Source organism: Stenotrophomonas sp. 86428_Sma (assembly GCF_056481585.1).
The window spans coordinates 4885001-4907041 of record NZ_CM151156.1; the positions used below are offsets into that span (position 1 = coordinate 4885001).

The 22041-nt window shown below is 68.4% G+C and carries 19 protein-coding genes; 9 read left to right on the forward strand and 10 right to left on the reverse strand.

The features are described from left to right. Positions 1 to 21 precede the first annotated feature (21 nt). The gene (locus ACZK3J_RS22370) at positions 22 to 1209 is read left to right on the forward strand and encodes a benzoate/H(+) symporter BenE family transporter (RefSeq protein ID WP_134951627.1); all 1188 of its coding nucleotides are present in this window, start codon (positions 22 to 24) and stop codon (positions 1207 to 1209) included. Between the two features lie 6 nt (positions 1210 to 1215). Here the strand turns inward: ACZK3J_RS22370 and ACZK3J_RS22375 are convergent, their stop codons facing one another. The 5 genes from ACZK3J_RS22375 to egtB form a co-directional block, all read right to left on the reverse strand. Beyond that, complete coding sequence (locus tag ACZK3J_RS22375) at positions 1216 to 1989, reverse strand: DUF2628 domain-containing protein (protein WP_478476258.1); 774 nt, start codon at positions 1987 to 1989, stop codon at positions 1216 to 1218. A 50-nt stretch (positions 1990 to 2039) separates the two neighbouring features. Beyond that, on the reverse strand, positions 2040 to 2906 hold the full coding sequence (locus ACZK3J_RS22380) for a D-hexose-6-phosphate mutarotase (RefSeq protein ID WP_049460674.1): 867 nt from the start codon (positions 2904 to 2906) through the stop codon (positions 2040 to 2042). A gap of 40 nt (positions 2907 to 2946) precedes the next feature. After that, positions 2947 to 4215: a lytic murein transglycosylase gene (locus tag ACZK3J_RS22385; RefSeq protein ID WP_478476259.1), complete on the reverse strand. Its 1269-nt coding sequence runs from the start codon at positions 4213 to 4215 to the stop codon at positions 2947 to 2949. A gap of 84 nt (positions 4216 to 4299) precedes the next feature. Further along, the gene (gene egtD, locus ACZK3J_RS22390; protein WP_478476260.1) at positions 4300 to 5274 is read right to left on the reverse strand and encodes an L-histidine N(alpha)-methyltransferase; all 975 of its coding nucleotides are present in this window, start codon (positions 5272 to 5274) and stop codon (positions 4300 to 4302) included. Beyond that, a complete protein-coding gene (egtB, locus tag ACZK3J_RS22395) occupies positions 5271 to 6542 on the reverse strand; it encodes an ergothioneine biosynthesis protein EgtB (RefSeq protein ID WP_478476995.1) in 1272 nt (423 codons plus the stop codon). The genes egtD and egtB overlap by 4 nt, the downstream gene beginning before the upstream one ends. Positions 6543 to 6692: 150 nt before the next feature. Here egtB and ACZK3J_RS22400 point away from each other — a divergent pair, with 150 nt between their 5' ends. Beyond that, positions 6693 to 7973: a GGDEF domain-containing protein gene (locus tag ACZK3J_RS22400; RefSeq protein ID WP_049460682.1), complete on the forward strand. Its 1281-nt coding sequence runs from the start codon at positions 6693 to 6695 to the stop codon at positions 7971 to 7973. A gap of 3 nt (positions 7974 to 7976) precedes the next feature. On the opposite strand, the gene ACZK3J_RS22405 is transcribed toward ACZK3J_RS22400, so the two are convergent. Beyond that, on the reverse strand, positions 7977 to 8369 hold the full coding sequence (locus ACZK3J_RS22405) for a YchJ family protein (RefSeq protein WP_049460684.1): 393 nt from the start codon (positions 8367 to 8369) through the stop codon (positions 7977 to 7979). A gap of 102 nt (positions 8370 to 8471) precedes the next feature. On the opposite strand from ACZK3J_RS22405, the gene ACZK3J_RS22410 reads away from it, so the two are divergent. Further along, positions 8472 to 9239: a sulfite exporter TauE/SafE family protein gene (locus ACZK3J_RS22410; RefSeq protein ID WP_134951630.1), complete on the forward strand. Its 768-nt coding sequence runs from the start codon at positions 8472 to 8474 to the stop codon at positions 9237 to 9239. Positions 9240 to 9347: 108 nt separating this feature from the next. Here the strand turns inward: ACZK3J_RS22410 and ACZK3J_RS22415 are convergent, their stop codons facing one another. The 4 genes from ACZK3J_RS22415 to folE form a co-directional block, all read right to left on the reverse strand. Beyond that, positions 9348 to 12728, reverse strand: a complete 3381-nt coding sequence (locus ACZK3J_RS22415) for an ATP-binding protein (protein WP_049460686.1) — start codon at positions 12726 to 12728, stop codon at positions 9348 to 9350. Positions 12729 to 12744: 16 nt separating this feature from the next. Then, positions 12745 to 13446, reverse strand: coding sequence for a DUF4194 domain-containing protein (locus ACZK3J_RS22420; RefSeq protein WP_153856618.1), 702 nt, complete (start codon positions 13444 to 13446; stop codon positions 12745 to 12747). Further along, positions 13433 to 14902 (reverse strand): DUF3375 domain-containing protein, encoded by a 1470-nt coding sequence (locus tag ACZK3J_RS22425; protein WP_032130217.1) that lies wholly within the window; start codon positions 14900 to 14902, stop codon positions 13433 to 13435. Before ACZK3J_RS22425 ends, ACZK3J_RS22420 begins: the two co-directional genes overlap by 14 nt. A gap of 112 nt (positions 14903 to 15014) precedes the next feature. Next, entirely contained in the window at positions 15015 to 15626 is a 612-nt protein-coding gene (folE, locus tag ACZK3J_RS22430; RefSeq protein ID WP_004141296.1) for a GTP cyclohydrolase I FolE, read from the reverse strand. Between the two features lie 747 nt (positions 15627 to 16373). Between folE and ACZK3J_RS22435 the strand changes: the two genes are divergently transcribed. The 6 genes from ACZK3J_RS22435 (at position 16374) to ACZK3J_RS22460 (ending at position 22018) form a co-directional block, all read left to right on the forward strand. Further along, positions 16374 to 16829 carry a MarR family winged helix-turn-helix transcriptional regulator gene (locus ACZK3J_RS22435; protein WP_012481667.1) on the forward strand — a complete coding sequence of 152 codons (456 nt, stop codon included), beginning with the start codon at positions 16374 to 16376 and terminating at the stop codon, positions 16827 to 16829. Positions 16830 to 16937: 108 nt separating this feature from the next. Further along, complete coding sequence (locus ACZK3J_RS22440) at positions 16938 to 17147, forward strand: DUF1656 domain-containing protein (protein WP_109814706.1); 210 nt, start codon at positions 16938 to 16940, stop codon at positions 17145 to 17147. Beyond that, the gene (locus ACZK3J_RS22445) at positions 17144 to 18061 is read left to right on the forward strand and encodes an efflux RND transporter periplasmic adaptor subunit (protein WP_197655745.1); all 918 of its coding nucleotides are present in this window, start codon (positions 17144 to 17146) and stop codon (positions 18059 to 18061) included. Before ACZK3J_RS22440 ends, ACZK3J_RS22445 begins: the two co-directional genes overlap by 4 nt. After that, a complete protein-coding gene (locus ACZK3J_RS22450) occupies positions 18058 to 19518 on the forward strand; it encodes an efflux transporter outer membrane subunit (RefSeq protein ID WP_197655744.1) in 1461 nt (486 codons plus the stop codon). Before ACZK3J_RS22445 ends, ACZK3J_RS22450 begins: the two co-directional genes overlap by 4 nt. Positions 19519 to 19521: 3 nt before the next feature. Next, on the forward strand, positions 19522 to 21561 hold the full coding sequence (locus ACZK3J_RS22455) for an FUSC family protein (protein WP_197655743.1): 2040 nt from the start codon (positions 19522 to 19524) through the stop codon (positions 21559 to 21561). Positions 21562 to 21622: 61 nt separating this feature from the next. After that, a complete protein-coding gene (locus ACZK3J_RS22460; protein ID WP_032130526.1) occupies positions 21623 to 22018 on the forward strand; it encodes a hypothetical protein in 396 nt (131 codons plus the stop codon). Positions 22019 to 22041 lie beyond the last annotated feature (23 nt).

Below are 22041 nucleotides of genomic sequence, written 5' to 3' on the forward strand. Positions count from 1 at the left end.
ATGCACAGTGGAGAGACGGCAATGAACATGCAGGTGCGGCAAGCGTGGTGGCGCGACCTTTCAGTACCGGCCCTCGTTGCCGGCTTCATTACTGTGCTGGTCGGCTTCGCCAGTTCGGCCGTCATCGTGTTCCAGGCTGCACAAGCCGTCGGTGCCAACCAGGCACAGATCGCCTCATGGATGTGGGCACTGGGACTGGGCATGGGTGTCACCTGCATCGGGCTGTCGCTGCGCTATCGCGTGCCGGTGGTGACCGCGTGGTCAACCCCGGGCGCGGCGATGCTGGTGGTCGGTGCAGGCGGTGCCTCGCTCGCTGAAGCCACCGGTGCATTCCTGCTCGCTGCGGTGCTTGGCATGCTGGCAGGCTTCTCCGGCATCTTCGCCCGGTTGATGCAGCGGGTGCCGATGGCGCTGGCCGCCGGCATGCTGGCCGGGGTGCTGCTGCGCTTCGGCCTGGACGTGTTCGTGGCCATGAACACCCAACTGGTACTGGCGCTGGCCATGTTCGCCACCTGGCTGGGCGGACGCCGCCTGTTCCCGCGCTATGCGGTCATCGCCACCCTGCTGGTCGGCATCGCGGTGGCGGCCAGCCGTGGCCTGCTGCACGCACAGCAGGTGCAGCTGCAACTGGCGGTACCGCAATGGGTGACCCCATCCCTGTCCTGGACTGCAGTGGCTGGCATCGCCCTGCCCCTGTTCGTGGTCACCATGGCCTCGCAGAACATTCCGGGCGTGGCGGTGATGCGCGCATCCGGCTACGACGCCCCGGTGTCGCCGCTGATCGGCTGGATCGGTGTGGTCAATACGCTGCTGGCACCGTTCGGTGCATACGCACTGAACCTGGCGGCAATCACCGCAGCGATCTGCATGGGCCGCGATGCGCATGAGGACCCGGCACGACGCTATACCGCAGCGATGGCGGCAGGCGCCTTCTACATCATCATCGGATTGTTCGGTGCCACCGTGGCGGCACTGTTCGCCGCCTTCCCGAAGGAACTGGTGGCCTGCGTGGCCGGGATCGCGCTGTTCGGCACCATCGCCAACAGCCTGGCCAGTGCGCTGGCAGTAGAGCGGGACCGCGAGGCGGCACTGGTCACCTTCCTGGTCACCGCCTCGGGCGTCTCACTGGCCGGCATCGGCTCGGCGTTCTGGGGCCTGGTGGCCGGTGCGCTGTGCCTGCTGGTGCTGCGGCCCCGTCAGGGCCGCTGACCTGCCCTATCCCGCCAGTGCGGCGCCGACGGTGCTCAGCACCACCGCGATGACGATGGCGATCAGTGTGGCGACCACGCTGGTGCCGCCACGCGCTGTCAGCTCGCTGCGCAGCCGTGCATCATCGTCGCCGGTGACGGCACGGGCCTGGGCGATCAGGCGCTGGCAGTGCGCCAGGTACCAGCTGTTGCCAAAGATGCCGGTGGTGATGCTGAGCGCGAAGGTGATGACCAGCGACAGGCCATCCGGCACATCCAGCCAGGTCTCCACCACGCTGATCAGCAGCAGCAGGCCAGCCCACATCGCCGCCAGGCGGTACATCCTGCGGTACATCATCCAGATCAGGCCGAGCAGGAAGGCCGGCCAATGCCAGGTGCCACTGCCCGTGGCAACGCCCTGATCCAGCCGCCAGCGCTGGCGATAGATCGGGAAGTTGCCGCCGACCACGCTGGCGTACAAGGCCATCTCGCCCTCCAGCCCTGCAGCCGCAGCCACATCCGGTGCAGCGACCGGCGCACGATAGGGGTCGGACGGATCGCCGACGCTCGGCGCAATGCCCTCAGCCGCAGGCGCTGCGTCGATATCCAGGACCGGAGCCACCTCGACCTGCGTTGAGGCCTGATCCAGCTCCGCCAACGGCCGCCATGAGGGCATACCTTCGCACCAGAGCAGGGTGCGCGCCGTAACCGTCCCTTCCTGCTGCAGCTGGCGAAGACCGGCCAGATCCACCGGCCCACTGCTCTGCCTGCCATTGGCGTACCACCATTGTGCTTCCTGCATGTTTTCCGTCCTTGCTACCTGCATCGACAAACTGAAATCGTTGCCCGCGCCTACAGCGCGGTACTGCCCAGGGTCTGCACCAGCTGATGGCGCGCACCCGGCGCAAGCGTAATCTGCTCCGGGCCTGCGTTGGCCACTTCCAGGCATACGTAATCGCGCCAGCCCTCGCCGACATCGGCCATTTTCGCTGCCGCCTCCGCACCGGGATTCCAGGCCACCAGCGTCTGGCTGCCTTCGCTGCGGATCTCGATCCGCCTCTGCAGTACGGGATCACGCAGCACGTAATGGCCGCCGGCACCGGTATAGATGCGATCGCTGCGACCGGGGTCACGCGGATCGCGCAATGACCACGGTCCCTGTTGCAGGCGAAGCTGCGCATAGTCCTCGTACTTGTCCAGGTACTGCAGGCCGTCAAGGCCCTCGACCTCGATCTGGTTGGCATCGCCCACCCGGAAATAGCTGTGCAGGGCCTGGGTGAAGGTCACCGGCGAGGTTCCGGTGTTTTCGGTGACGAGCTGCTGACGCAGCTGGCGGCCGATGCGCAACTGCATCTGCAGGCGCAGGCCGGGATCGGCGCAGGGTGCAGGTGCCAACTGCAGCTCGACCTCACCGTCATCGCTCTGGCTGGCCTGCAGAAGCTCCCAACGCGCGGTGCGCACCAGGCCATGCGCGGGCACATCATTGTTCTGGCCCTGGCGGCCGAACCACGGCCAGCACACCGGGACGCCACCGCGGATGGGCGTGGGCAGCTCGGCGCGCGTGGGCGAAAGCCACAGTACATCGGGCTGCCCATCGGGAATGAACGACAGCAGCTGTCCGCCGAACACGCTGATGACCGCCGTCGCGCTGGGGGTGCGCACGTGCCAGGCCTCCAGCCCGTGATACAGGCCGCTGCTGATGTCCGGATCCGACTGCATGCGATGACGCTCCTTGAAGACCGCGGCGATGATGTCGCGGTCAGCGTGCCTGGGGCAAGGCCTTCTGCGCAGCGGGTGCGATGGCGGCCGCCTCTTCCTGCAGCGCGCGCAGGATGCGTTGGCCGGCACGCCCATCGGCATTGGCCCAGCCCAGGCGCTGCTGCTCGGACTGGATCGCGCGACGGGTGGCGGTACCGATCATGCCGTCGGCGGTACCGATGTCGTGGCCACGCGCCAGCAGCAGGGTCTGCAGCTGGCGGCGTTCATCGCGGCCGATGCCGGGATCATCGGTCGGCCAGACGGTGGCCAGGCCGGTGCCGCCACGCAGCTGGTCGGCCAGCGTGGCAATCGCCAGCGCATAGCTTTCGGCGGCGTTGTAGCTGTAGATCGCGTCGTAGTTGCGGAACACCAGCAATGCCGGGCCCTTGATGCCCGCCGGCAGCAGCAGCGCCGCGCGCGCGTCGGCCGGGAGGTTGGCCGGTGCCAGCGCGCTGCCATCCAGCGCGGTCACGCCCTGCGCGCGCCAGTCGGCCAGGGCGCGACGCTGGGTACGCCCCGCCTGGCTGGCATTGAAGCCCGGTGGGATGCGGACTTCCATGCCCCACGGCTCGCCACTGCGCCAGCCGGCGCGCTTGAGGTAGTTGGCGGTGGACGCCAGTGCATCGGGAATGCTGCCGACCAGATCGCGGCGGCCATCGCCATCACCGTCCACGGCGATGCGTGCGTAGGTGCTGGGCATGAACTGCGTATGCCCGAAGGCACCGGCCCAGGAACCGGTGAGGCCCTGTGCCTGCAGGTCGCCGCGGTCGATCAGCTTGAGCAGTGCCAGCAATTCACCGCGGAAGAAGGGTTGGCGACGGCCGGCGCAGGACAGCGTGGCCAGTGACTGCAGCAGGGGGCGCTTGCCGAACACGCGGCCGTAGTCGCTCTCCACGCCCCAGACCGCGACGATGGTGGCGGCATCGACACCGTACTGCGCCGACACCCGATCGAGCAGGTCGCGATGCTGCTCCAGCATGGCGCGACCATCAGCCACGCGCTGGCGATCGACCAGCGCGGCCAGGTAGTCCCAGATCGGCGTGGTGAATTCCGGCTGCGCATCGAGCAGGCCAAGCACACTGGGGTCCGGGGTGAGCCCGGCGGTGATTTCATTGAAGCGATCGGCACTGATGCCCTGGCTGGCGGCCGTGGCCTGCAGGCCCGTCAGGCAGCGGCTGAAGGCCGGATCGACGCTGGCATCCGGTGCTGCAGGCAACGCGGGGGGCGAGGCGAGAGCGGCCGCCAGGCCGAGCGTGGTCAGAATGGGCATGGCGTCCTCCGTGTTGCCGTTGCACGGCCATCTTAGGGGCACCGGCGTCGCTGAACCTGAAGCGGCACCCGCTGGCCGTCCGCCCTAGACGGTGCGCAGCAGGCGCAGGCCATAGGCGGGACTGTCGGCGTCCCAGCGCTGCATGACCTGCAGGCCCGCCTGCTGCAGCAGCGCTTCGAAGCTGCCGTCGGTGTACTTGTGGCTGTACTCCACGCGGATCGGTTCGTCGGCGGCAACGTGGAAGCTGCGGCCATCCAGATGCACATCCTGCGCCCAGCGGCTGACCAGATCGGTTTCGATGCGCAGCCGCGCGGTGCTGTAGCAGGCACGGTGGTGGAAGCCGTCGAGGTCGAAGTCGCTGCCGATCTCGCGGTTGAGCCGGGCCAGCAGGTTGAGGGTGAATGCGGCAGTGACGCCCTGCGCATCGTTGTAGGCCGCTTCGATCAGCGCCGGGTCCTTGTGCAGATCGATGCCGACCAGGGCCAGGCCGTCGCGGCCCATCGTCTGGCGCATCGCCCGCAGCAGTGCGACCGCGTCTTCGCCTTCAAAGTTGCCCAGCGTGGAACCGGGGAAGAACAGCAGCCGTCGCGCGGGTTCGCGCTCGGGCATGGGAACGGCGACGGGGCGGGTGAAGTCGGCACAGACCGGCAGCATCTCCACCTCCGGCAACGCCGGCGCCAGATGATCGATGCTGGACAGCAGCGCGGCCCGCGAGATCTCGATCGGCGTATAGGCCACCGGGTCGTGAAGTGCGGCCAGCAGCAGCGCGGTCTTGCGTCCGCTGCCGCTGCCCAGCTCCACCACGTGCAGACGCGGGCCAACGCTGCGGGCGATGTCCGGCAGCACACGCTTCAGCAGGGCCAGCTCGGTGCGCGTGGGGTAGTACTCGGGGGTCTGCGTGATCTGCTCGAACAGGCGCGAGCCACGCGCATCGTAGAAGTACTTGGACGGCAGCTGCCGCGGCGTACGTGAGAGCCCGGCCACCACGTCGGAGAGGATCTGCTGCCGCCCGGGGGTGAGATCGGTCAATGCCTGCAGCGCGTTATGCACGGTGCTCATGTGAGGTCCCTGGCCAGGCGCAGCCCGGAGAACTGCCAGCGCGCCGGCGGCATGAAGAAGTTGCGGTAGCTGGCGCGCACATGGCCGCGGGGTGTCGCGCAGCTGCCGCCACGCAGCACCCACTGCCCGCACATGAACTTGCCGTTGTACTCACCCAGGTTGCCGGCGAACGGGCGGAAACCGGGATAAGCGCCGTAGGCCGATTGGGTCCATTCCCAGACATCGCCGAACAGCTGGCGCAGTCCACTGCCCTGCCCCGCCAACGGGTGCAGGTGGTCATCCTCGGCGAAGTGGCCGCTGACCGGTTGCGACGTCGCAGCCGCTTCCCATTCGAACTCGCTGGGCAGGCGTGCGCCGGACCAGCGGGCGCAGGCATCGGCCTCGTAGTAGCTGAGGTGGCAGACCGGCGCGTGCGGATCCAGTTCGCGCCAACCGCCCAGGGTGTACTCGCGCTGCAGGGCGTCATCCCAGTACAGCGGATGCCGCCAGTCCTCGGCTTCACGCAATGCCCAGCCTTCACTGAGCCACCAGCGCGGTTCACGGTAGCCACCGGCGTCGATGAAGGCCCGATACTCGGCATTGCTGACGGGACGCTCGGCCAATGCGTGCGCGGGGAGCAGCACGCGGTGCGCTGGCGATTCGTTGTCGTAGGCGAACGCGGCCTGCTGCGGCCATGCCGCGGCGCCGACGGTGACGATGCGCTCGGGTGATTCGATCCAGCCCTGCGCACTGGCAGCGCTGGTGGCAGGCTGCAGGTCCTCGCGGTAGGTGGGCTGCAGCGGGTTGCACCAGAACGCATGCTTGATGTCGGTGAGCAGCAGTTCCTGGTGCTGCTGCTCGTGCTGCAGGCCCAGCTGCAGATGTTGCAGTGCCTGTTCATCGAGATCGCCCGCCGCCAACCTCGATTGCACCTGCGCATCGACCTGCTGGCGGTAGTCGCGCACCTGCTGCAGCGACGGGCGCGACAGCAACCCGCGCTGTGGCCGCGCATGCGCCGGACCGATGCTCTTGTAGTAGCTGTTGAACAGGTAGTCCCAGCCCGGGTCATGCGCCGGTGCAGGTGGGAAGCCGGCCAGCACGAAGCGTTCGAAGAACCAGGTGGTGTGAGCCAGGTGCCATTTGCTCGGGCTGGCGTCAGCCATGCTCTGCAGCATGGCGTCCTCGGCGCTGAGCGGCGCGGCCAGCTGCAGGCTGCGCGTCCGTACATGGGCGAACTGGCGGGCGAGATCGTGCTGCGGGGCAGCGACGGCGGCGGGTACGCTGTCCATGTGGGCAGCATCGGCGCTGGACGGTGAGTGCGACGTCATGGTTCGGCGTCACTTCGTTCACATGGATGAGCCTGCCGCATTCAAGAAGCCACCACGAACGCCGCTAACGGCAATGCTGCGGCCGCGTCGTCACCGCGCTGGAATTCCTGCTTGCCCCTGCATCCGCTCCGCCAGCCTGCGCATTACCTGTTCGTGCTGCCTGCCGTGCTGGTTGCCGTGGTGGTGTGGACCGCATTGGATACCGCAGACGTAGCCAGCCCGGCGCAGCGCATCCTGCCCTGGCTGCTGGCCTGCCTCGGTGCCGGCCTGGCCCTGCTCTACCACCAGGTGCGCACGTTGTGCCTGCTGATGGTTGTGGCGGTGATGTTCGCGCTGCTGCACCAGGACGTCGCTGGCTACCTGCGCAATGGCCATGTCACCACGCTGACACCGCTGCGCTTCCACGCCATCTCGGCCTGGTTGCCGCTGTTGTCTGCCGGCCTTGCGTTGTGGCCGGAGCGCGGACGGCGGCGCCAGGACCTGCTGCTGCGCGGTATTGCCATCGGCACCGCGGTGATGATCTTCCTGCTGCTAGCCACACAGCAGCCGCGCGGCATGCACGATCTGCTGTCGAACCGTCACTGGGCCTGGATTCCCGCCGACTGGAACGCGCTGGCGCAGCTGCCGGCGCTGCTGTTCCTGCTGGCGACCGCAGCGTTGGGCTGGCAGGCGTGGCGGCACCCGCGCCCACTGCATACGGCGATGCTGCTGGCCCTGCTGTGCCTGTGGTGGATGCTGCCACGGGTGTTCCTGCACCCGGTGCTGCTACCGGCGCTGAGCAGTGCCGCCCTGCTGCTGATGCTGGGTGCGATGCTGCAGGAGTCCTTCCACATGGCCTTCCGCGATGAGCTGACCGGCCTGCCCGGACGCCGGGCATTCAACGAGACCCTGCAGCGGGCACGCGGCACCTACAGCATCGCGATGGTGGACGTGGACCACTTCAAATCATTCAACGACACCCATGGCCACGACACTGGAGACGATGTACTGCGCCTGGTGGCCTCGCGGCTGGCGCGGGTGGGCGACGGTGGCCGTGCATTCCGCTATGGCGGTGAGGAGTTCGCGGTGGTGTTCCTGGACCGCCCTGCGGCGGCCTGCATGGATGCCGTGGAGGCGCTGCGGCAGAGCATCGAGGAGACCCGCATGCAGCTGCGCGACCGCAGCACCCGCAGCCGCGATGACGAAGCCGGCCGCCAGCAGCGCGGACGCGGTGGCAGCGGCCAGGTGGTACAGGTGACGGTGAGCATCGGCCTGGCCGACAGCCATGTGGATCCGCGCCCGATGGCAGTGGTCAAGGCCGCCGACCAGGCGCTGTACGTGGCCAAGGACGGGGGGCGCAACCAGGTGCACGCGCACGGCGGTCAGCGCGTGCTGGCCGTGCGTGGCGGCTGAGGCTCAGACCGCGTCGAGGTAGTACCAGCGGCCGTCGATGCGCTGGAAGCGGCTGTGTTCGGTCATCTTGACCGCACTACCGCCGCCGATGCGATAGCGCGCGGTGAAGCGGACATCGGCGCTGTCAGCACCGGTGACGGTGTGCTCGTGCACGGTCAGGCCCAGCCAATGGGTACGCTGGCCGGGCGCATCATCCAGCGACAACTCGGCCGGACGCGTGTCCGGATGCCAGCTCTGGCGCAGGTAGTCAGCCAGACCGCGCACGTAGGCGCTATAGCGCGAACGCATCAGGCGCTCGGCATCGGGCGCGGGTTCACCGGCGTGGAAACGGCCGCAGCAGGCGGCATAGTCGGCGGGCAGGCCACAGGGACAGGGATCGGCGGGCTTTCGGCTCATGCCGGCATTGTCGCCGGGTTGCGCGGATTGATCCACGCGCGGCACGGGCCAGCTGAAGCAGGACAGGCGTATGCTGTCGCGCCCCCACCTTGATTGATCGCCGTGCTGGAACTGGTTCCCCCTGAGTTGTGGTGGCTGGTGGTGATCGCCTTCATCGCCGGCCTTGTGGATGCCGCCGTGGGTGGCGGTGGCCTGGTGCAGCTGCCCGGCCTGTTCACGGTGCTGCCGCAGCAGACGCCGGCGATGCTGTTCGGTACCAACAAGTTCAGTTCGATGTTCGGCACCGGTGCGGCTGCCTGGCGCTATGCGCGCAACGTGCGCTTCCCGTGGAAGCCGGTGCTGTTCGCGGCCGGCACCGCCTTCATCTTCTCCTTCGCCGGGGCCACCGCGGTGAGCCTGCTGCCCAAGGACGCGGTGCGCCCACTGGTGCTGGTGCTGCTGATCGCGATGCTGGCCTACACGTTGTGGAAAAAGGACTTCGGCGCGCTGCACCGGCCGCAGGAAGTCGGCCGCCGCGAGCTGGTGATCGCGCTGGCGATCGGTGCGGCGATCGGCTTCTACGATGGTTTCTTCGGGCCGGGCACCGGCAGCTTCCTGATCTTCCTGTTCGTGCGCTTCTTCGGCCTGGATTTCCTGCGCGCGTCTGCCGCGTCGAAGGTGGTGAACCTGGCGACGAATGTTGCAGCGATCTCCTTCTTCGTGCCGACCGGCAACATCCTGTGGCTGTTCGCGCTGCCGATGGCGGCGGCCAACATCATCGGTTCGGTGGTGGGCACGCGGTTGGCGCTGAAGGGCGGCACGCCGTTCATCCGCAAGCTGTTCGTGGGGCTGGTGGTGGTGCTGATCGCGCGGATGGCGTGGGATACGTAGCGCGGAGCGTGAGTGCGGTTGCCGGCCAGCGGCCGGCACTACCGGGTCATGAACCCCGCCCATGGGTAGTGCCGGCCGCTGGCCGGCATTCCCATTCAATCGGCCGGGTCAGGCCTCGGCTTCTTCCGGTTCGTTGGCCTGCTGGCGGCTGCGCTCGGGCAGCTTCAGGCGCTTGCCTTCTTCGTCGTACTCGATCAGCAGCACGCCGGAGTCGTGGCGGCCGCTGATTTCGACGAAGCAGGCGCCACCGATGAACGGCTCCAGCGTCATCACCGACTTCAGCGGGGTGGCCACCACCATCTGGAAGCCGAAGTTGTCGAAGATGTTCATCGCCAGTGCGGTGAACTCGTTGTCGGCCTTGTCGAAGGCTTCGTCAAGCACGACCGCGGCGTAACTGGGCAGCTGGCTGTCGGCACCGCCAAGCTGGTAGCGCAGCGCTGCCGCCAGGCAGGTGGTAGCCAGCTTCTGGCGCTGGCCGCCGGACTTGCCGGCGCCGCTGCGGTAGATCTCGACCTGCTGGCGCGTTTCCGCATCCAGCTCGACGCCGATGAACTCCACGTGCATGCGCACGTCCAGCACCAGCTCGCGCCAGCGCTTGTCCTCGCCTTCCTGCGAGCCGAGCCGGTTGACCAGCTGGCGCAGCACGGTGAACTGCGACTCGGCCAGCTCGCGCTGCTCGGTCTGCTGCTGCGACAGCACCTCACGCAGCTGCAGGTGGAATTCGCCGACTTCGGGCAGGCGGCGGTCGCTCAGTTCGATGGTCAGCAGCGTGCCACGGTTGAACGGCACCTGCTCCAGGCTGGCGTTCACTTCGTCCAGGCGCTGGCCGATCGACTTGCGTGCCTCTGCACTGTGGCGCTGCAGGGCCAGCAGGTTGTTCTTGCTCTGGTTCTGCAGCAGATCGAAGAAGCGCTCTTCGTGCTGCGGCAGGCCATCGCGCTCCAGGCGTTCGAGGCGGGCGAGGAAGTCCTCGGCCGAGGCCACCGAGACGGTGAAGTCGCCCGATTCCTCCGGCCACTGCTGGATGAAGCGACGGAAGCAGCCGATCAGCTGGTTCTCGATGCGGTTGAGGTCCTGCTGCGAGGACGACAGCTGCTCGTTCAGCGCGTTGCTGACCTGGCGCATGTGCGCTTCCAGCGTTTCCAGGCTGAGCGGGCCCTGCTCCTGCAGGCGCTCGGCGAGGCCGGCTTCCTGCTCCTGGGCCAGGCTCGGCAGCACCAGCGCACGGCTCTGCTGGCGGGCGCGGTCGAGGCGATCACGTTCCTTGACCAGCTGGCCACGCTCGACACGGACGTCTTCATAGGTGCGGCGGGATTGTTCGATGTCGGCGCGCACGGCGTCGATCTGCTTGGCCAGCTTGGCGAGATCGGCATTGCCTTCGCGCAGGTCGCGCAGGGTGGCTTCGATATCGGTCAGGCGCTGCTGCGGGGCAGCGATGTCGATCTCGTTCCAGCTGATGCTGACCAGCTCGTGGCAGGCCAGGCGACGTTCGTTGTCGCGGTCACGCTGGCCGCGCAGGCGCGCGATGTCGGTCTCGCAGCTGGCGATGCGCTTGGCCAGTTCCTGCGCTTCGCGCTCGAAGGCGCCCACCTTGTCGTGGTTGTTGAAGCCGAGGATCCAGCGGCGACGGTCGCCCACCGCACTGCGGTCGTCCTTCTCGAAACGGTCGCCCGGATGCTTGACCTGGCCTTCGCGGGTGATGCCACGGTCGACGTTGCGCAGCTGCTTGGCATCCACGCATTCGTAGTCAAAGCGCTTGCCGAGCTCGCGCCGCAGCCAGCTTTCGAACACATGCTCGCGCAGCTCCAGCTTGTGCAGCAGCGACTTCGCCGACGGCTCGCGCGCGAACGCATCATCGTTGCGGCGCACGCGGTAGTAGGTGAAGCGCATGCCCAGGTGGGTACGGTTCACCCACTCGGCGACGTCGTTGTAGTGCTTGTCATCGACCAGCAGTGACAACGCGAAGCCGCCCAGCACGCGCTCGATGGCGCCCTGCCAGCCCTGCTCTTCCGAGCGGACCTGGATCAGCTCGCCGACGAACGGCAGCGCCGCTTCAGCGATGCCGGTTTCCTCGGCCAGGCGCGCGCGCAGCTTCTGCATCGGCGCCGGGATGTTGGAGGGCGTGCGCTGCATCGCTTCGAGTTCGCTGCGCACTTCACCGAAGCGGCGCTCGTCATCGCGCTTGCCGCCGAGGCGATCGCTGATCGCATCGTCCAGTGCTGCCGAGGCACGCTGGCGGTCCTGCAGTTCGTTCTGCGCGCGCTCGACCAGCTCGGCGAAACCATGGGCATCGTCGGGCAGTTCGGCCTGCAGCTGCTGTGCCGCCTCCTGGGCCTGGTCACGCTTGGCCTTGCGGCGGTCGCGCTCGGCTTCGGCGCGGCCCTGCTCGCGCTCCAGTTCCTCGATACGCTCACCGCCCTGCTGGCGGCGCTGCAGTTCCAGTTCGGCCAGGCGCTCGGTGTGGTTGTCCAGCGCGGCGCGGCGCTGGGCCTCTTCGCCGAGCAGGCCACGGTCACGCACGTCCATCTCGCGCAGGCGCGCTTCGATCAGCGCCTGGCGGCGGCTTTCGCGGAAGCTGTCGACGCCGAGCTTCAGTGCTTCGTCGTCGCCGCGCTGGCGGTGCATTTCCTTCAGGTCGTTGTAGTAGGCGCGTGCAGGCAGCAGGGTTTCCACCTGACGTCGCGCGGTGACCACGGCCTGGTGCGCGCCATCGAGCTCGGCGAAGTCGCTGACCAGGCGCTCGGCGGCGTCGAAGGTCTTCGGCGTGTCGAGCATGAAGTCGCGCAGGAAGACGTTGAGGTCGCCCAGGTTCTTCGCCGACTGCGTCTTGTGCAGCAGGCGCAGCGCCATCTCGTTGTCGATGCCGAGCAGGTCGCGGAAGCGCTCGGCGTAGCCGGAGAAGGTGTCGAAGTGGTGCAGGTCGGACAGCTTCTGCTTGAGCTTGCGCAGGTCCAGGTCGAAACCGCCAAGATCCTTGGCGATGTCGAACGGGCGCTCGGCAATCATGTAGTGCTTGCGCACGTCACCGGCCGAGGTGCCGTTGCCGGAGATCCACAGCAGGCGCACCAGGCTGACCACGCGGCCATCGCCGGCGCGGTATTCCAGCACCAGTGCGGTCCAGGTCGCGCCCTTGCGCAGGTACTGGGTGGCGATTTCGCCGGTGCCGCTGTCCTGCTGGTCGGCCCACGCGCCACGCACGTAGGACACCAGGTTGCGGTCGCGGCCGCTGCGCTCGGCTTCACGCGCGGCGGCGTTGAAGTCGACGATGGCCGGCGGCGTCAGCAGCGCGGACATGGCGTCGAGCAGGGTCGACTTGCCCGAGCCGGAACGGCCGACGAACAGGAAGCCGCGCTCGGCGATCGGCACTTCGGTCAGGCCGTTGAAGGTGCCCCAGTTGTGCACCTGCAGGCGGCGCATGCGGAACTGCTGCAGGCGCGGGTCCGGCAGGCCTTCGTTGAACAGTGCGGGAGTGTGCTTGGAGATAGCCATGCGATGGTCGGGTCTCTCAGGCCTCGGCGGCCGGGGTTTCGCGCAGCTGGCGGTACACCGCCGAAAGCTGGGACACGTCTTCGGCGGAGAACAGCAGCTTCAGCGCCGGCGAGACTTCGTGGCGGTCTTCCTGGCCGCTGAGGCGGGTCAGGATGTGGTTGTCCTTCATCTTCTGCACCGCCGAGGCGACGCGGCGGTTGAAGCCGGCGCGGTCGGTGGACAGGTTCTTTTCGTAGATGGCCAGCGCTTCGGCCATCTCGGCGTCTGCGACCACCGCGCGGTTGCCGCGCGCATCGGCCTCGGCCAGCTGCTGGCGCAGGTACAGCAGCAGCACCGAATCGATGAAGGTCAGCGGCGAGGTGCGCAGCAGTACCGGCGCATCAACGTCTTCGGTATCGGCCTGGCGGGTGAACGCCACGCCGCTGTCGCGGTCGAGCACCAGTTCCAGGAACAGGTCCGCCAGCGACGAGCGGATGGCCGCCTCGCTGCGGATCAGCGCCGGCCACAGCTTGGCGTGGCGCAGCTGGTCGATGCTGGGGCCGATCAGCAGCTGGCACAGCGCGCGGCGCGCATCCAGCGGCAGGCGCCCGGTATCACCGAGGTAGTACACGTCGTTGCCACGGCGGGGCTGCGCCACGGCCGCCACCGGTTCGGCTTCGTAGGCGTCGTCCGCCACATCGGCCTGCGGTGCGTCGATGGGATCTTCATGCCAGCTCATGGCGTCTCTCCTGGGTAAACCAAACCAGCGGGATGCGGGCGCGACGGATCTGGCCGTCGCCACCACGCCATTCGGCAAGCTCCTGCTCGCCGGCGATCACGTTGCCGAAGCGCGTGCCCAGCGACAGGTAGCCGATGACGCTGCCCAGGCCCTGCGGCGCTTCACGCTGCGACAGCGCCTGGGCGATGCTGAGCCGCGGCTGTGCATCGAGCAGGTCGTGCAGGTCGCGGCGCAGGGTGCGGAAGTCGATTTCGGACGAAGCGACCAGATCGCCGACGCTTTCCAGGCTGATCGCGGCCGCGTCGTTGTACTCGACGTTGCCATCGACCTGGGCGCTGCGTGGATCGTGCAGCCTCCACTGCGACCACGAGCGCAGGCGGCTGGTGGTCAGCTGCAGGTCACGGCCGATGCCGCGCTGTGCGGGGAACTCGTCGCGCAGGGCCAGTGCTTCGGACTGCGCCTGCTTCAGCAGCTGGTTGAGGCGGCGCTGTTCCAGGTAGCCACGGCTCTGCACGAAGCCACGCAGGCTGCGCGCGAAGTTCTGCAGCACATCGTGCACCTGGCCACCGCGCTCGAGCATGGTGCTGGTAAAGCCGCGCAGGAAGTTGCGCTCGTTGCGGTCCAGGCGGCGCGCGAAACCACGCGCCAGCACCGCTTCCAGCGCAGCATCGAGCTGGGCGCTCTGTTCGGCGTCGTTGAGCAGTCGCCAGAACGCCTGGAAGCTGCGGCCGGCATCGCTCTCGCCGATCACGTCCACGCCTTCGAACAGCTGCGACAGCACATCGCCGCGCTCGCCCTCGTCGTCGATGATGCGTTCGCGGAAATCGCGGTTGAGCTGCTCGAAGTCGTCGCGCACGCGGCGGAAGTCCTCGGTCAGCTCGTCGGCCAGGCCGATGATCTGGCGCGCACGTTCCAGCGCGCGCTTGCCGTCCAGTGCGATCACACGGCCGGCACCAACGCGGGCGATCTCGGCGTCGATGCGGTCGCGCTCGTCGCGCAGCGCCGACAGGCGCGCGTCCGGATCGGATTCGGTCTGCGCGGCCAGCTGCGAGAGCTGTTCGATGACCAGCGCCAGGCGGCTTTCAGTGGCGGCCACGCGGGCCTGCTCGAGGCCATCGGCGAAGCGGATCGCCTGCAGCGCCGCGGTCGACAGTTCGTACTGCTCCTGGTCGGCACCTTCGGGCAGGCGGCGTTCCAGCCAGCCCTGGGCCAGCCAGTGCGCGATGTAGGCCTGCGCGGTACGCGGCAGGTCGCGCGACAGTTCGTCGCCGTTGAGCTGGTCCAGCGCACGTTGCAGGCGCTCGTTGAGCACCGACGACGACAGCGTGCGCTCGCCGTCCATCAGCAGCCCCTGCAGCAGGCCGATGATTTCCGGAGCGTGGTCGGCGGCGAGCAGCTTCCATTGAGGCTGTTCGCGCAGATGGCGGTAACGGGAGATGCGTTCGCGATGCTTCATGCAGCGAAAGGAGTCATGAGGGCTGGCGGGGACGAGCAGCCACGCACGGCGGCCGCGCGGGCAGCCGTGGGCATGCCGGCCCGCAGGGGCCGGCGGAGTGCGGGCAAGCGGCTCAGCGCTTGCCGCCCACTTCGATGAAGCGCAGGAACTCGGCGCGGGTGCGCGCGTCGTCGCGGAAGCTGCCCAGCATCTTGGAGGTGACCATGCTGACGCCGCGCTTGTGGATGCCACGGGTGGTCATGCATTCGTGGGCGCCTTCGACGACCACGCCGACACCGATCGGCTGCAGCACATCCTGGATGCACTGGGCGATCTGCGCGGTCATCTTCTCCTGCACCTGGAAACGGCGGGCGTAGGCTTCAACGACGCGGGCCAGCTTGCTGATGCCCACCACCTTGCCGGCCGGCAGGTAGCCGACGTGCACGCGGCCGATGATCGGGGCCATGTGGTGCTCGCAGTGGCTTTCGTACTCGATGTCGCGCAGGACGATCAGCTCGTCGTAGCCGGCCACTTCCTCGAAGGTCCGCTCCATGTAGGCGCGCGGGTCGTCGCGGTAACCGCTGAACCAGTCGCCATAGGCTTCGGCGACACGGCGGGGGGTATCCAGCAGGCCTTCACGGGACGGGTCCTCACCGGCCCAGCGCAGCAGGGTGCGCACGGCATCCTCGGCCTGGTCCTGGGTCACGTCGCCCTGCGGGGCGGCCTTTTCGTTGTTCTTGCTCATTGCGTACAGCGTCCCGAACGGGGGGCGAGCATCGTACCCGACCGGGGGGTGGGTCGTCCTGTTGGGACGGTTCATCGGGGGTCTGGCGGCGCCTGCCTGTTACGGGTCTGGATGGGGAAGGGCGGCAGGGCAGGACACGCCGTAAACCCCCCTCCGGGGTCCGGCCCAGCCGCTGGCGGCTGTGCGTTCGAGCGCTTGCGAGGCATGCCTCGCAGGCAAAGCGCCCTCACCCATGGGGGCTCGATGGCGCCATCCATGGCGCCAACGGTCCTGCGCAGCCCCCTCTCCCCCTCCCTGACGGTTTCCTGCGGGCGCGGCCGGACCGCCCGAAAGCGGGGTCAAGAGCTGGGTTTCATGGCTTCGGAGAGTACGCAGGCTGCTGCCCTGGTGGGTGCGGACCGTTGGTCCGCCCTGCTTCTGCCTTTAAAGAGCCAACCCACCGCGCCCGCGGGGTGATGGGCGGGCAGCGGGGGCCGGGCGGGGCAGGACCGTCCGCGGCATGGGTCCGAGGCATGCCTCGGGCGGGTTGGGCAGGACGCCCAACGCCGGTCTTGCCGTGTGCGCAGGACGCGCACACGAGCAAGCCGCGGCCGAGCTCCCAAGGATGGGTTCACGGCGCGTCCTGCCCCGCCCGGCCCCCGCTGCCCTACCCGTAGCAACGTGGCGCAACGCTTTCCTCACTACACCCCGCCCATTCAGAAAAACCCATTGATAGGAATGAAATTAGTAGTATCCTATCTATCTCTTATGGACCGACCCCTCGACGAACGCACCGTGCTGCAGATGCAGCTCAGCTCCGGCCTGCTTTACGCAGGGCGGCAGTGGCAGCGCCTGGCCGACAGCCGGCTCGGCAGCTACGGCATCTCCACCGCCTGCACCATGCCGCTGCTGATGATCGGTCGCTCCGGCGGTGGCATCCGCCAGGTGGCGCTGGCCCAGCAGCTGGGCATGGAGGGTCCTTCCCTGGTGCGCCTGCTGGACAAGCTGTGCGCCAGCGACCTGGTCCGCCGCGAGAGCGACGCCAGCGACCGCCGCGCCAACCTGCTGTGGCTGACCGACGCGGGACACGCGCTGGTCAGCGAGCTGGAAGACCAGTTGATCGGCCTGCGCCAGGACGTGTTCGGCGAGCTTTCCATGGATGAACTGCACGCCGTGCTGAAGGCATGGCGCCTGCTGGCCGAGGCCGCCGACCGCATCACGTAAGAGCGCTGCCCCCGAATACCGCCGCTGCCGTGCACACGCCAGCGGCTTTTGCCCGTTGCTGTTGTTTCGTTGTTCCTCCCCTCCCCCACCTCGCCCCCGCCCCTACCGATGCCCGGTGAATTCAGTCTCCACGGAGTGTTCGTCCCGACCCTGCTCGGGTTGATGTTGTTGGCCTATCTGGTCAACAGCGGCCTGCACGCGCTGCTGCAGCGTGTCGGCGCCTATCGCCATGTATGGCACCCGGCGCTGTTCAACCTGGCGCTGTACGGGATCGTGCTTGGCCTGCTGTTCCACCTCCTGCGTTGGATGCAATCGTGAACAAGATCGTGAAGAAGACCCTGCCGGTGCTGCTCACCAGCGCAGCCGTGATCGTCGCCCTGCTGGTGCTGCGCCAGCTGTGGGTCTATTACATGGATGAGCCGTGGACCCGCGATGCCCATGTCGGCGCCGACGTGGTGCAGGTGGCGCCGGACGTATCCGGGCTGGTGGAAACGGTGCTGGTGGCCGACAACCAGGCGGTGAAGAAGGGCGACCTGCTGTTCGTGGTCGACCGTGCCCGTTACCGCATCGCGCTGGAACAGGCCAAGGCCAGCCTGGGCGAGCGCCAGGCCTCGGTGGCACAGCTGCGCCGCGAGATCGGCCGTGACCGCAGCCTGCAGGACCTGGTCGCCGCCGAGGACGCCGAAGTACGCCGCGCCAAGCTGCAGGCCGCACAGGCCGCGCTGGCCACCGCACAGGCGGCGGTCGACCTGGCCGAGCTCAACCTGGACCGCACCGAGGTGCGCGCGCCGGCCGATGGCCGGGTCAACGACCGCACCCTGCGCGTGGGCGACTACGTGGTGGCCGGCAAGCCGGTGCTGGCGCTGCTGGATACCGGCTCGTTCCGCATCGATGGCTACTTCGAGGAAACCCGCCTGCGCGGCGTAGCTCCGGGGCAGAGCGTGGACATCCGCCTGATGGGCGAGTCGGCCCCGCTGCGTGGCCACGTGGAAAGCATCGCCGCCGGCATCGAGGACCGCTACCGCAGCAACGGCAGCACCCTGCTGCCGAACGTGACCCCGGCCTTCGACTGGGTGCGGCTGGCACAGCGCATTCCGGTGCGCATCGCCATCGACGAAGTACCCAAGGGCGTGGAACTGATCGCCGGCCGCACCGCCACGGTGACCGTGGACACCGGCCGCCATCCGCACAACGACAAGGCCGGCACTGCGCCGACACAGGCGGGCCTGTGAACGCCGCCCTGCCCCGTCTCGGTCTGATCGTTGCGCTGGCCAGCCTGGCGGCCTGCAGGACCGTCGGCCCGGACTATGCATTGCCGGAGGGCTCGGCGTTCAAGCGCCCGCAGGCCAATGCGGCCTTCATCGATACCCAGAACCCGCAGATCGCCGCCAACCAGGCGCTGCCCGACCGCTGGTGGTCGCTGTACAACGACCCGATGCTGGATGGCCTGATCACCCAGGCGCTGCGCGACAACGTTGAACTGAAAGCCGCCGATGCGCACCTGCGTCGTGCGGCGGCGGTGTACGAACAGGCGCTGGACGCCGGTGGCTTCGAGTACGAGGCCGAGGCCGGCGTCAGCCGCGCGCAGCTGTCGGCCGAATCGTTCCTGCAGGAACACGAGCTGCCGGTGATCAACCTGGCCGATGGCAAGTTCGCGGTCAGCTACCAGTTCGACCTGTTCGGCAAGCTCAAGCGCGGCGCCGAAGCGGCGCGTGCCGACGAGCAGTCGGTCGCTGCGGCGCGCGACCTGGCCCAGGTCAGCGTGGTCGCGCAGGTGGCCGACAGCTACCTGGAAATCTGCCACGCCAACCACGAACTGCACGTGGCCGAGCATTCGCTGCAGCTGCAGCAGCGCAGCCGCACGGTCACCGAGCGCCTGATCGCGGCCGGCCGTGGCACGCCGCCGGAACTGGCCCGCGCCAATGCCCAGGTGGCGCTGCTGGAAGCTGCACTCCCGCCGCTGCAGGCGCAGCGCTCGGCCGCCGCCTATTCGCTGGCCGCGCTGCTGGGGCAGACCCCGGGCCAGCTGCCGGCCGGTGTGATCGACTGTGCACATGCCCCCAGCCTGGCGCAGCCGCTGCCGGTCGGTGATGGCCGCGCGCTGCTGCAGCGCCGCCCGGACGTGCGCCAGGCCGAGCGCAAGCTGGCCTCGGCCACGGCGCGGATTGGTGTCGCCACCGCCGAGCTGTACCCGGACATCCGCCTGGGTGCCTCGCTCGGTGCCGCCGGCCTGCTGGAGGACTTCGGCACGCCGATGACCCAGCAGTGGTCGATCGGCCCGCTGATCTCGTGGACGTTGCCGTCGTCGGGCACCCATGCGCGCATCCATGCCGCAGAGGCCGGCGCCGATGCCGCACTGGCCGAGTTCGACCACACCGTGCTGCAGGCGCTGCGCGAGACCCAGACCGCACTGGACCGCTACGCACAGGACCTGCGCCGCCTGCAGTCGCTGCGGATCGCGCAGGAGCAGGCCGCGCTGGCCGCCGAGCAGAACCGCCGGCTGTACCAGGGCGGCCGCACGCCGTACCTGTCCAGCCTGGATGCCGACCGCAGCCTGGCCACCAGCGACGCCACCCTGGCCGCCGCCGAAGCGCAGGTCTCGCGCGACCAGATCCACCTGTTCCTGGTGCTGGGTGGCGGTTGGCAGGCCAGCGCCGCCGCGCCCAACGCCTCGACCGCAGCGAAGTAAGCCATGAACGCGCTGACCGACCGCCAGGCCTGGCTGTTCTCGATCAAGACCTACCTGGCCGCGGTGGCCGCGCTGTACATCGCCATGGCCGGCAACCTGTCGCGCCCGTACTGGGCGATGGGCACGGTGTACATCGTCAGCCAGCCGCTGCTGGGCCCAACCCGGGCCAAGGGCGTGTACCGCATCGTCGGCACCCTGGTGGCCGGCCTGGCCACCCTGCTGGTGCTGCCGGCTCTGGTGGAGACGCCGCTGGTGCTGAGCGCGGCAATGTCGATCTGGCTGGCCGGCTGCCTGTTCATGGCCCTGCTCAACCGCGGGCCGCGCGGCTACGCGTTCCTGCTGGCCGGCTACACCACCGCCTTCATCGGCTTCCCGGCGGTGACCTCGCCGGAAACCATCTTCGACACGGTGGTGGCACGCAGCGAGGAGATCATCCTCGGCACGGTGGTGGCGGTGCTGTTCGCGTCGCTGCTGTTCCCGGCCTCGGTACGTCCGATGCTGCGCGCGCGCATCGGCAACTGGATGGAGGACGCTGCGCAGTGGTGCCGGCAGATCCTTGAACGTGGCCGCGCGCATGCGCCGCGCAACCGGCTGGCCGCCGACCTGGTGCAGTTCGAGGCGCTGATCGAGTTCCTGCGCCGCGATGATCCACGCCATGCCGGTTCGGCGGTGTCGATGGAGCGCCTGCGCGAGCGCATGCTGCTGCTGTTGCCGGTGCTGTCCTCGATTGCCGACCGCCTGAGCGCGCTGCGCAGCGATGGCCAGGCCCTGCCGGAAGGACTGCCGGCACTGGTCGACGATATCCATGACTGGCTGGACGGGCCGACCAACGCCAGCGAATACGCCCGCCTGCGCGCGCGCATCAGCGCACTGAAGCCGCAGGTGGACCGCGACCTGCAGCACCTGCAGCTGGCCAGCCTGCTGCTGCGCCTGGAGGAACTGGTGGACCTGTGGCAGGACTGCCGCACCCTGCAGCACGCGATCGACCACGGCACCGCGCCGCTGGACCGCGCGCACTACCGCATCCGCACCGAACGCGTGGCCGCCGACAAGCACGTCGACTACGGCATGGCCCTGTTCTCCGCGCTCAGTGCCGGCGTGGCGCTGATGAGCTACTGCGTGCTGTGGATCGCGCTGGGTTGGGAAGGTGGTGGCAACGGCGCGATGATGGCCGCGGTGACCGCTGCATTCTTCGCTGCACAGGACGACCCGGCACCGAGCATGGTGTCGTTCCTGGTGTGGGCGATGGTCGCCTCGGTGGTGGCTGGCGTGTACCTGTTCGGCGTGTTCCCGGCGGTGCACGACTTCGGCCTGCTGGCATTGGTGCTGGCGGTGGCGTTCCTGCCGCTGGGCTTGATGCTGCACCACCCCAAGAGCGCATTGTTCGCGTTGCCGTTGACGGTGAACCTGGCCGCGCTGCTGAGCCTGCAGAACACCTACAGCGCCAACATCCAGACCTTCCTCAACTCGTCGATTGCGATGTTCATCGGCATTGGCTTTGCGGTGGTGATGACCCGCCTGTTCCGTTCGGTGGGTGCCGAGTGGACCGCACGCCGCCTGGTGCGGCAGGGCTGGACCACGCTGGCCGAGGCCGCCGAAGGCCGTGGCCAGCAGGACCGCCAGCGCTTCGCCGCACGCATGCTCGACCTGCTGGGCCTGCTCGCACCGCGCCTGGCAGCGACGCCCGAGGGCAGCGACATCGCCTCGGTGGACATGCTCAACGAGGCGCGCATCGGCCTGAACATCCTGCAGTTGCGTCGCGCACGGCTGGAACTGCCCGAGCGCAGCCGCGAAGCGGTCGAGCACATCCTGGAAGAAATCGCCGTGCATTACCGCCGTCAGATCGCCGCGCGCAAACCGATTGTGGCGGCCGAGGCGCTGCGCGAGCGGCTGGATACCTCGCTGGGCCGGGTCGGCAGCGTGGCCGCCTGCAAGGCGCGCGACGAGGCGCTGATGGGCTTGATCGGCCTGCGCTTCGCGCTGTTCCCGGAGGCGAAGGCGTTGGCGCCGGGGCTGGCGGATGCCAACACTGCATCGGCCTGATAATGAGCACTAGCGCCGGGCGACGCCCGGCAGCCTTTCACCACGCCCGCAGGACGGTTCAATGAGTTACGACATGATGGTGTTCGAGGCCAGCACCGCTCCACGTGAGGCGGCGGCCTTCATCGCCTGGTTCGAGAAGCAGACGCAGTGGAACGAACGCCACGAGTACGACGACCCGGCGGTCAGCAGTCCCGCGTTGCAGGCGTGGTTCGCGGAGATGGCACAGGAATTTCCGCCAATGAACGGGCCGTTGAGCAATGACGACGATGATCGTGCTGAGGTGACCGAGTACAGCATCGGTAGTCAGGTGATCTACGGCGCGTTCGCCTATTCGGTGGCCGAGCGCGCGCATGGCCGCGTGCAGGACCTGGCCGAGAAGCACGGTGTGGGCTTCTTCGACGTGAGCGCTGATGAAGCGGCGATCGTGTTCCCGGATGGCCTGGTACTGATCGCGTAGATCCACGCAATGCGTGGATGAAC

What these genes read in the sequence shown, in the direction of transcription:
- egtB (WP_478476995.1), bottom strand. Translation starts at nt 6,542, where the DNA reads ATGGACAGCGTACCCGCCGCCGTCGCTGCCCCGCAGCACGATCTCGCC.
- ACZK3J_RS22370 (WP_134951627.1), top strand. Translation starts at nt 22, where the DNA reads ATGAACATGCAGGTGCGGCAAGCGTGGTGGCGCGACCTTTCAGTACCG.
- ACZK3J_RS22380 (WP_049460674.1), bottom strand. Translation starts at nt 2,906, where the DNA reads ATGCAGTCGGATCCGGACATCAGCAGCGGCCTGTATCACGGGCTGGAG.
- ACZK3J_RS22455 (WP_197655743.1), top strand. Translation starts at nt 19,522, where the DNA reads ATGAACGCGCTGACCGACCGCCAGGCCTGGCTGTTCTCGATCAAGACC.
- ACZK3J_RS22375 (WP_478476258.1), bottom strand. Translation starts at nt 1,989, where the DNA reads ATGCAGGAAGCACAATGGTGGTACGCCAATGGCAGGCAGAGCAGTGGG.
- ACZK3J_RS22435 (WP_012481667.1), top strand. Translation starts at nt 16,374, where the DNA reads ATGGACCGACCCCTCGACGAACGCACCGTGCTGCAGATGCAGCTCAGC.
- egtD (WP_478476260.1), bottom strand. Translation starts at nt 5,274, where the DNA reads ATGAGCACCGTGCATAACGCGCTGCAGGCATTGACCGATCTCACCCCC.
- ACZK3J_RS22425 (WP_032130217.1), bottom strand. Translation starts at nt 14,902, where the DNA reads ATGAAGCATCGCGAACGCATCTCCCGTTACCGCCATCTGCGCGAACAG.
- ACZK3J_RS22460 (WP_032130526.1), top strand. Translation starts at nt 21,623, where the DNA reads ATGAGTTACGACATGATGGTGTTCGAGGCCAGCACCGCTCCACGTGAG.
- ACZK3J_RS22415 (WP_049460686.1), bottom strand. Translation starts at nt 12,728, where the DNA reads ATGGCTATCTCCAAGCACACTCCCGCACTGTTCAACGAAGGCCTGCCG.
- ACZK3J_RS22405 (WP_049460684.1), bottom strand. Translation starts at nt 8,369, where the DNA reads ATGAGCCGAAAGCCCGCCGATCCCTGTCCCTGTGGCCTGCCCGCCGAC.
- ACZK3J_RS22385 (WP_478476259.1), bottom strand. Translation starts at nt 4,215, where the DNA reads ATGCCCATTCTGACCACGCTCGGCCTGGCGGCCGCTCTCGCCTCGCCC.
- folE (WP_004141296.1), bottom strand. Translation starts at nt 15,626, where the DNA reads ATGAGCAAGAACAACGAAAAGGCCGCCCCGCAGGGCGACGTGACCCAG.
- ACZK3J_RS22420 (WP_153856618.1), bottom strand. Translation starts at nt 13,446, where the DNA reads ATGAGCTGGCATGAAGATCCCATCGACGCACCGCAGGCCGATGTGGCG.
- ACZK3J_RS22440 (WP_109814706.1), top strand. Translation starts at nt 16,938, where the DNA reads ATGCCCGGTGAATTCAGTCTCCACGGAGTGTTCGTCCCGACCCTGCTC.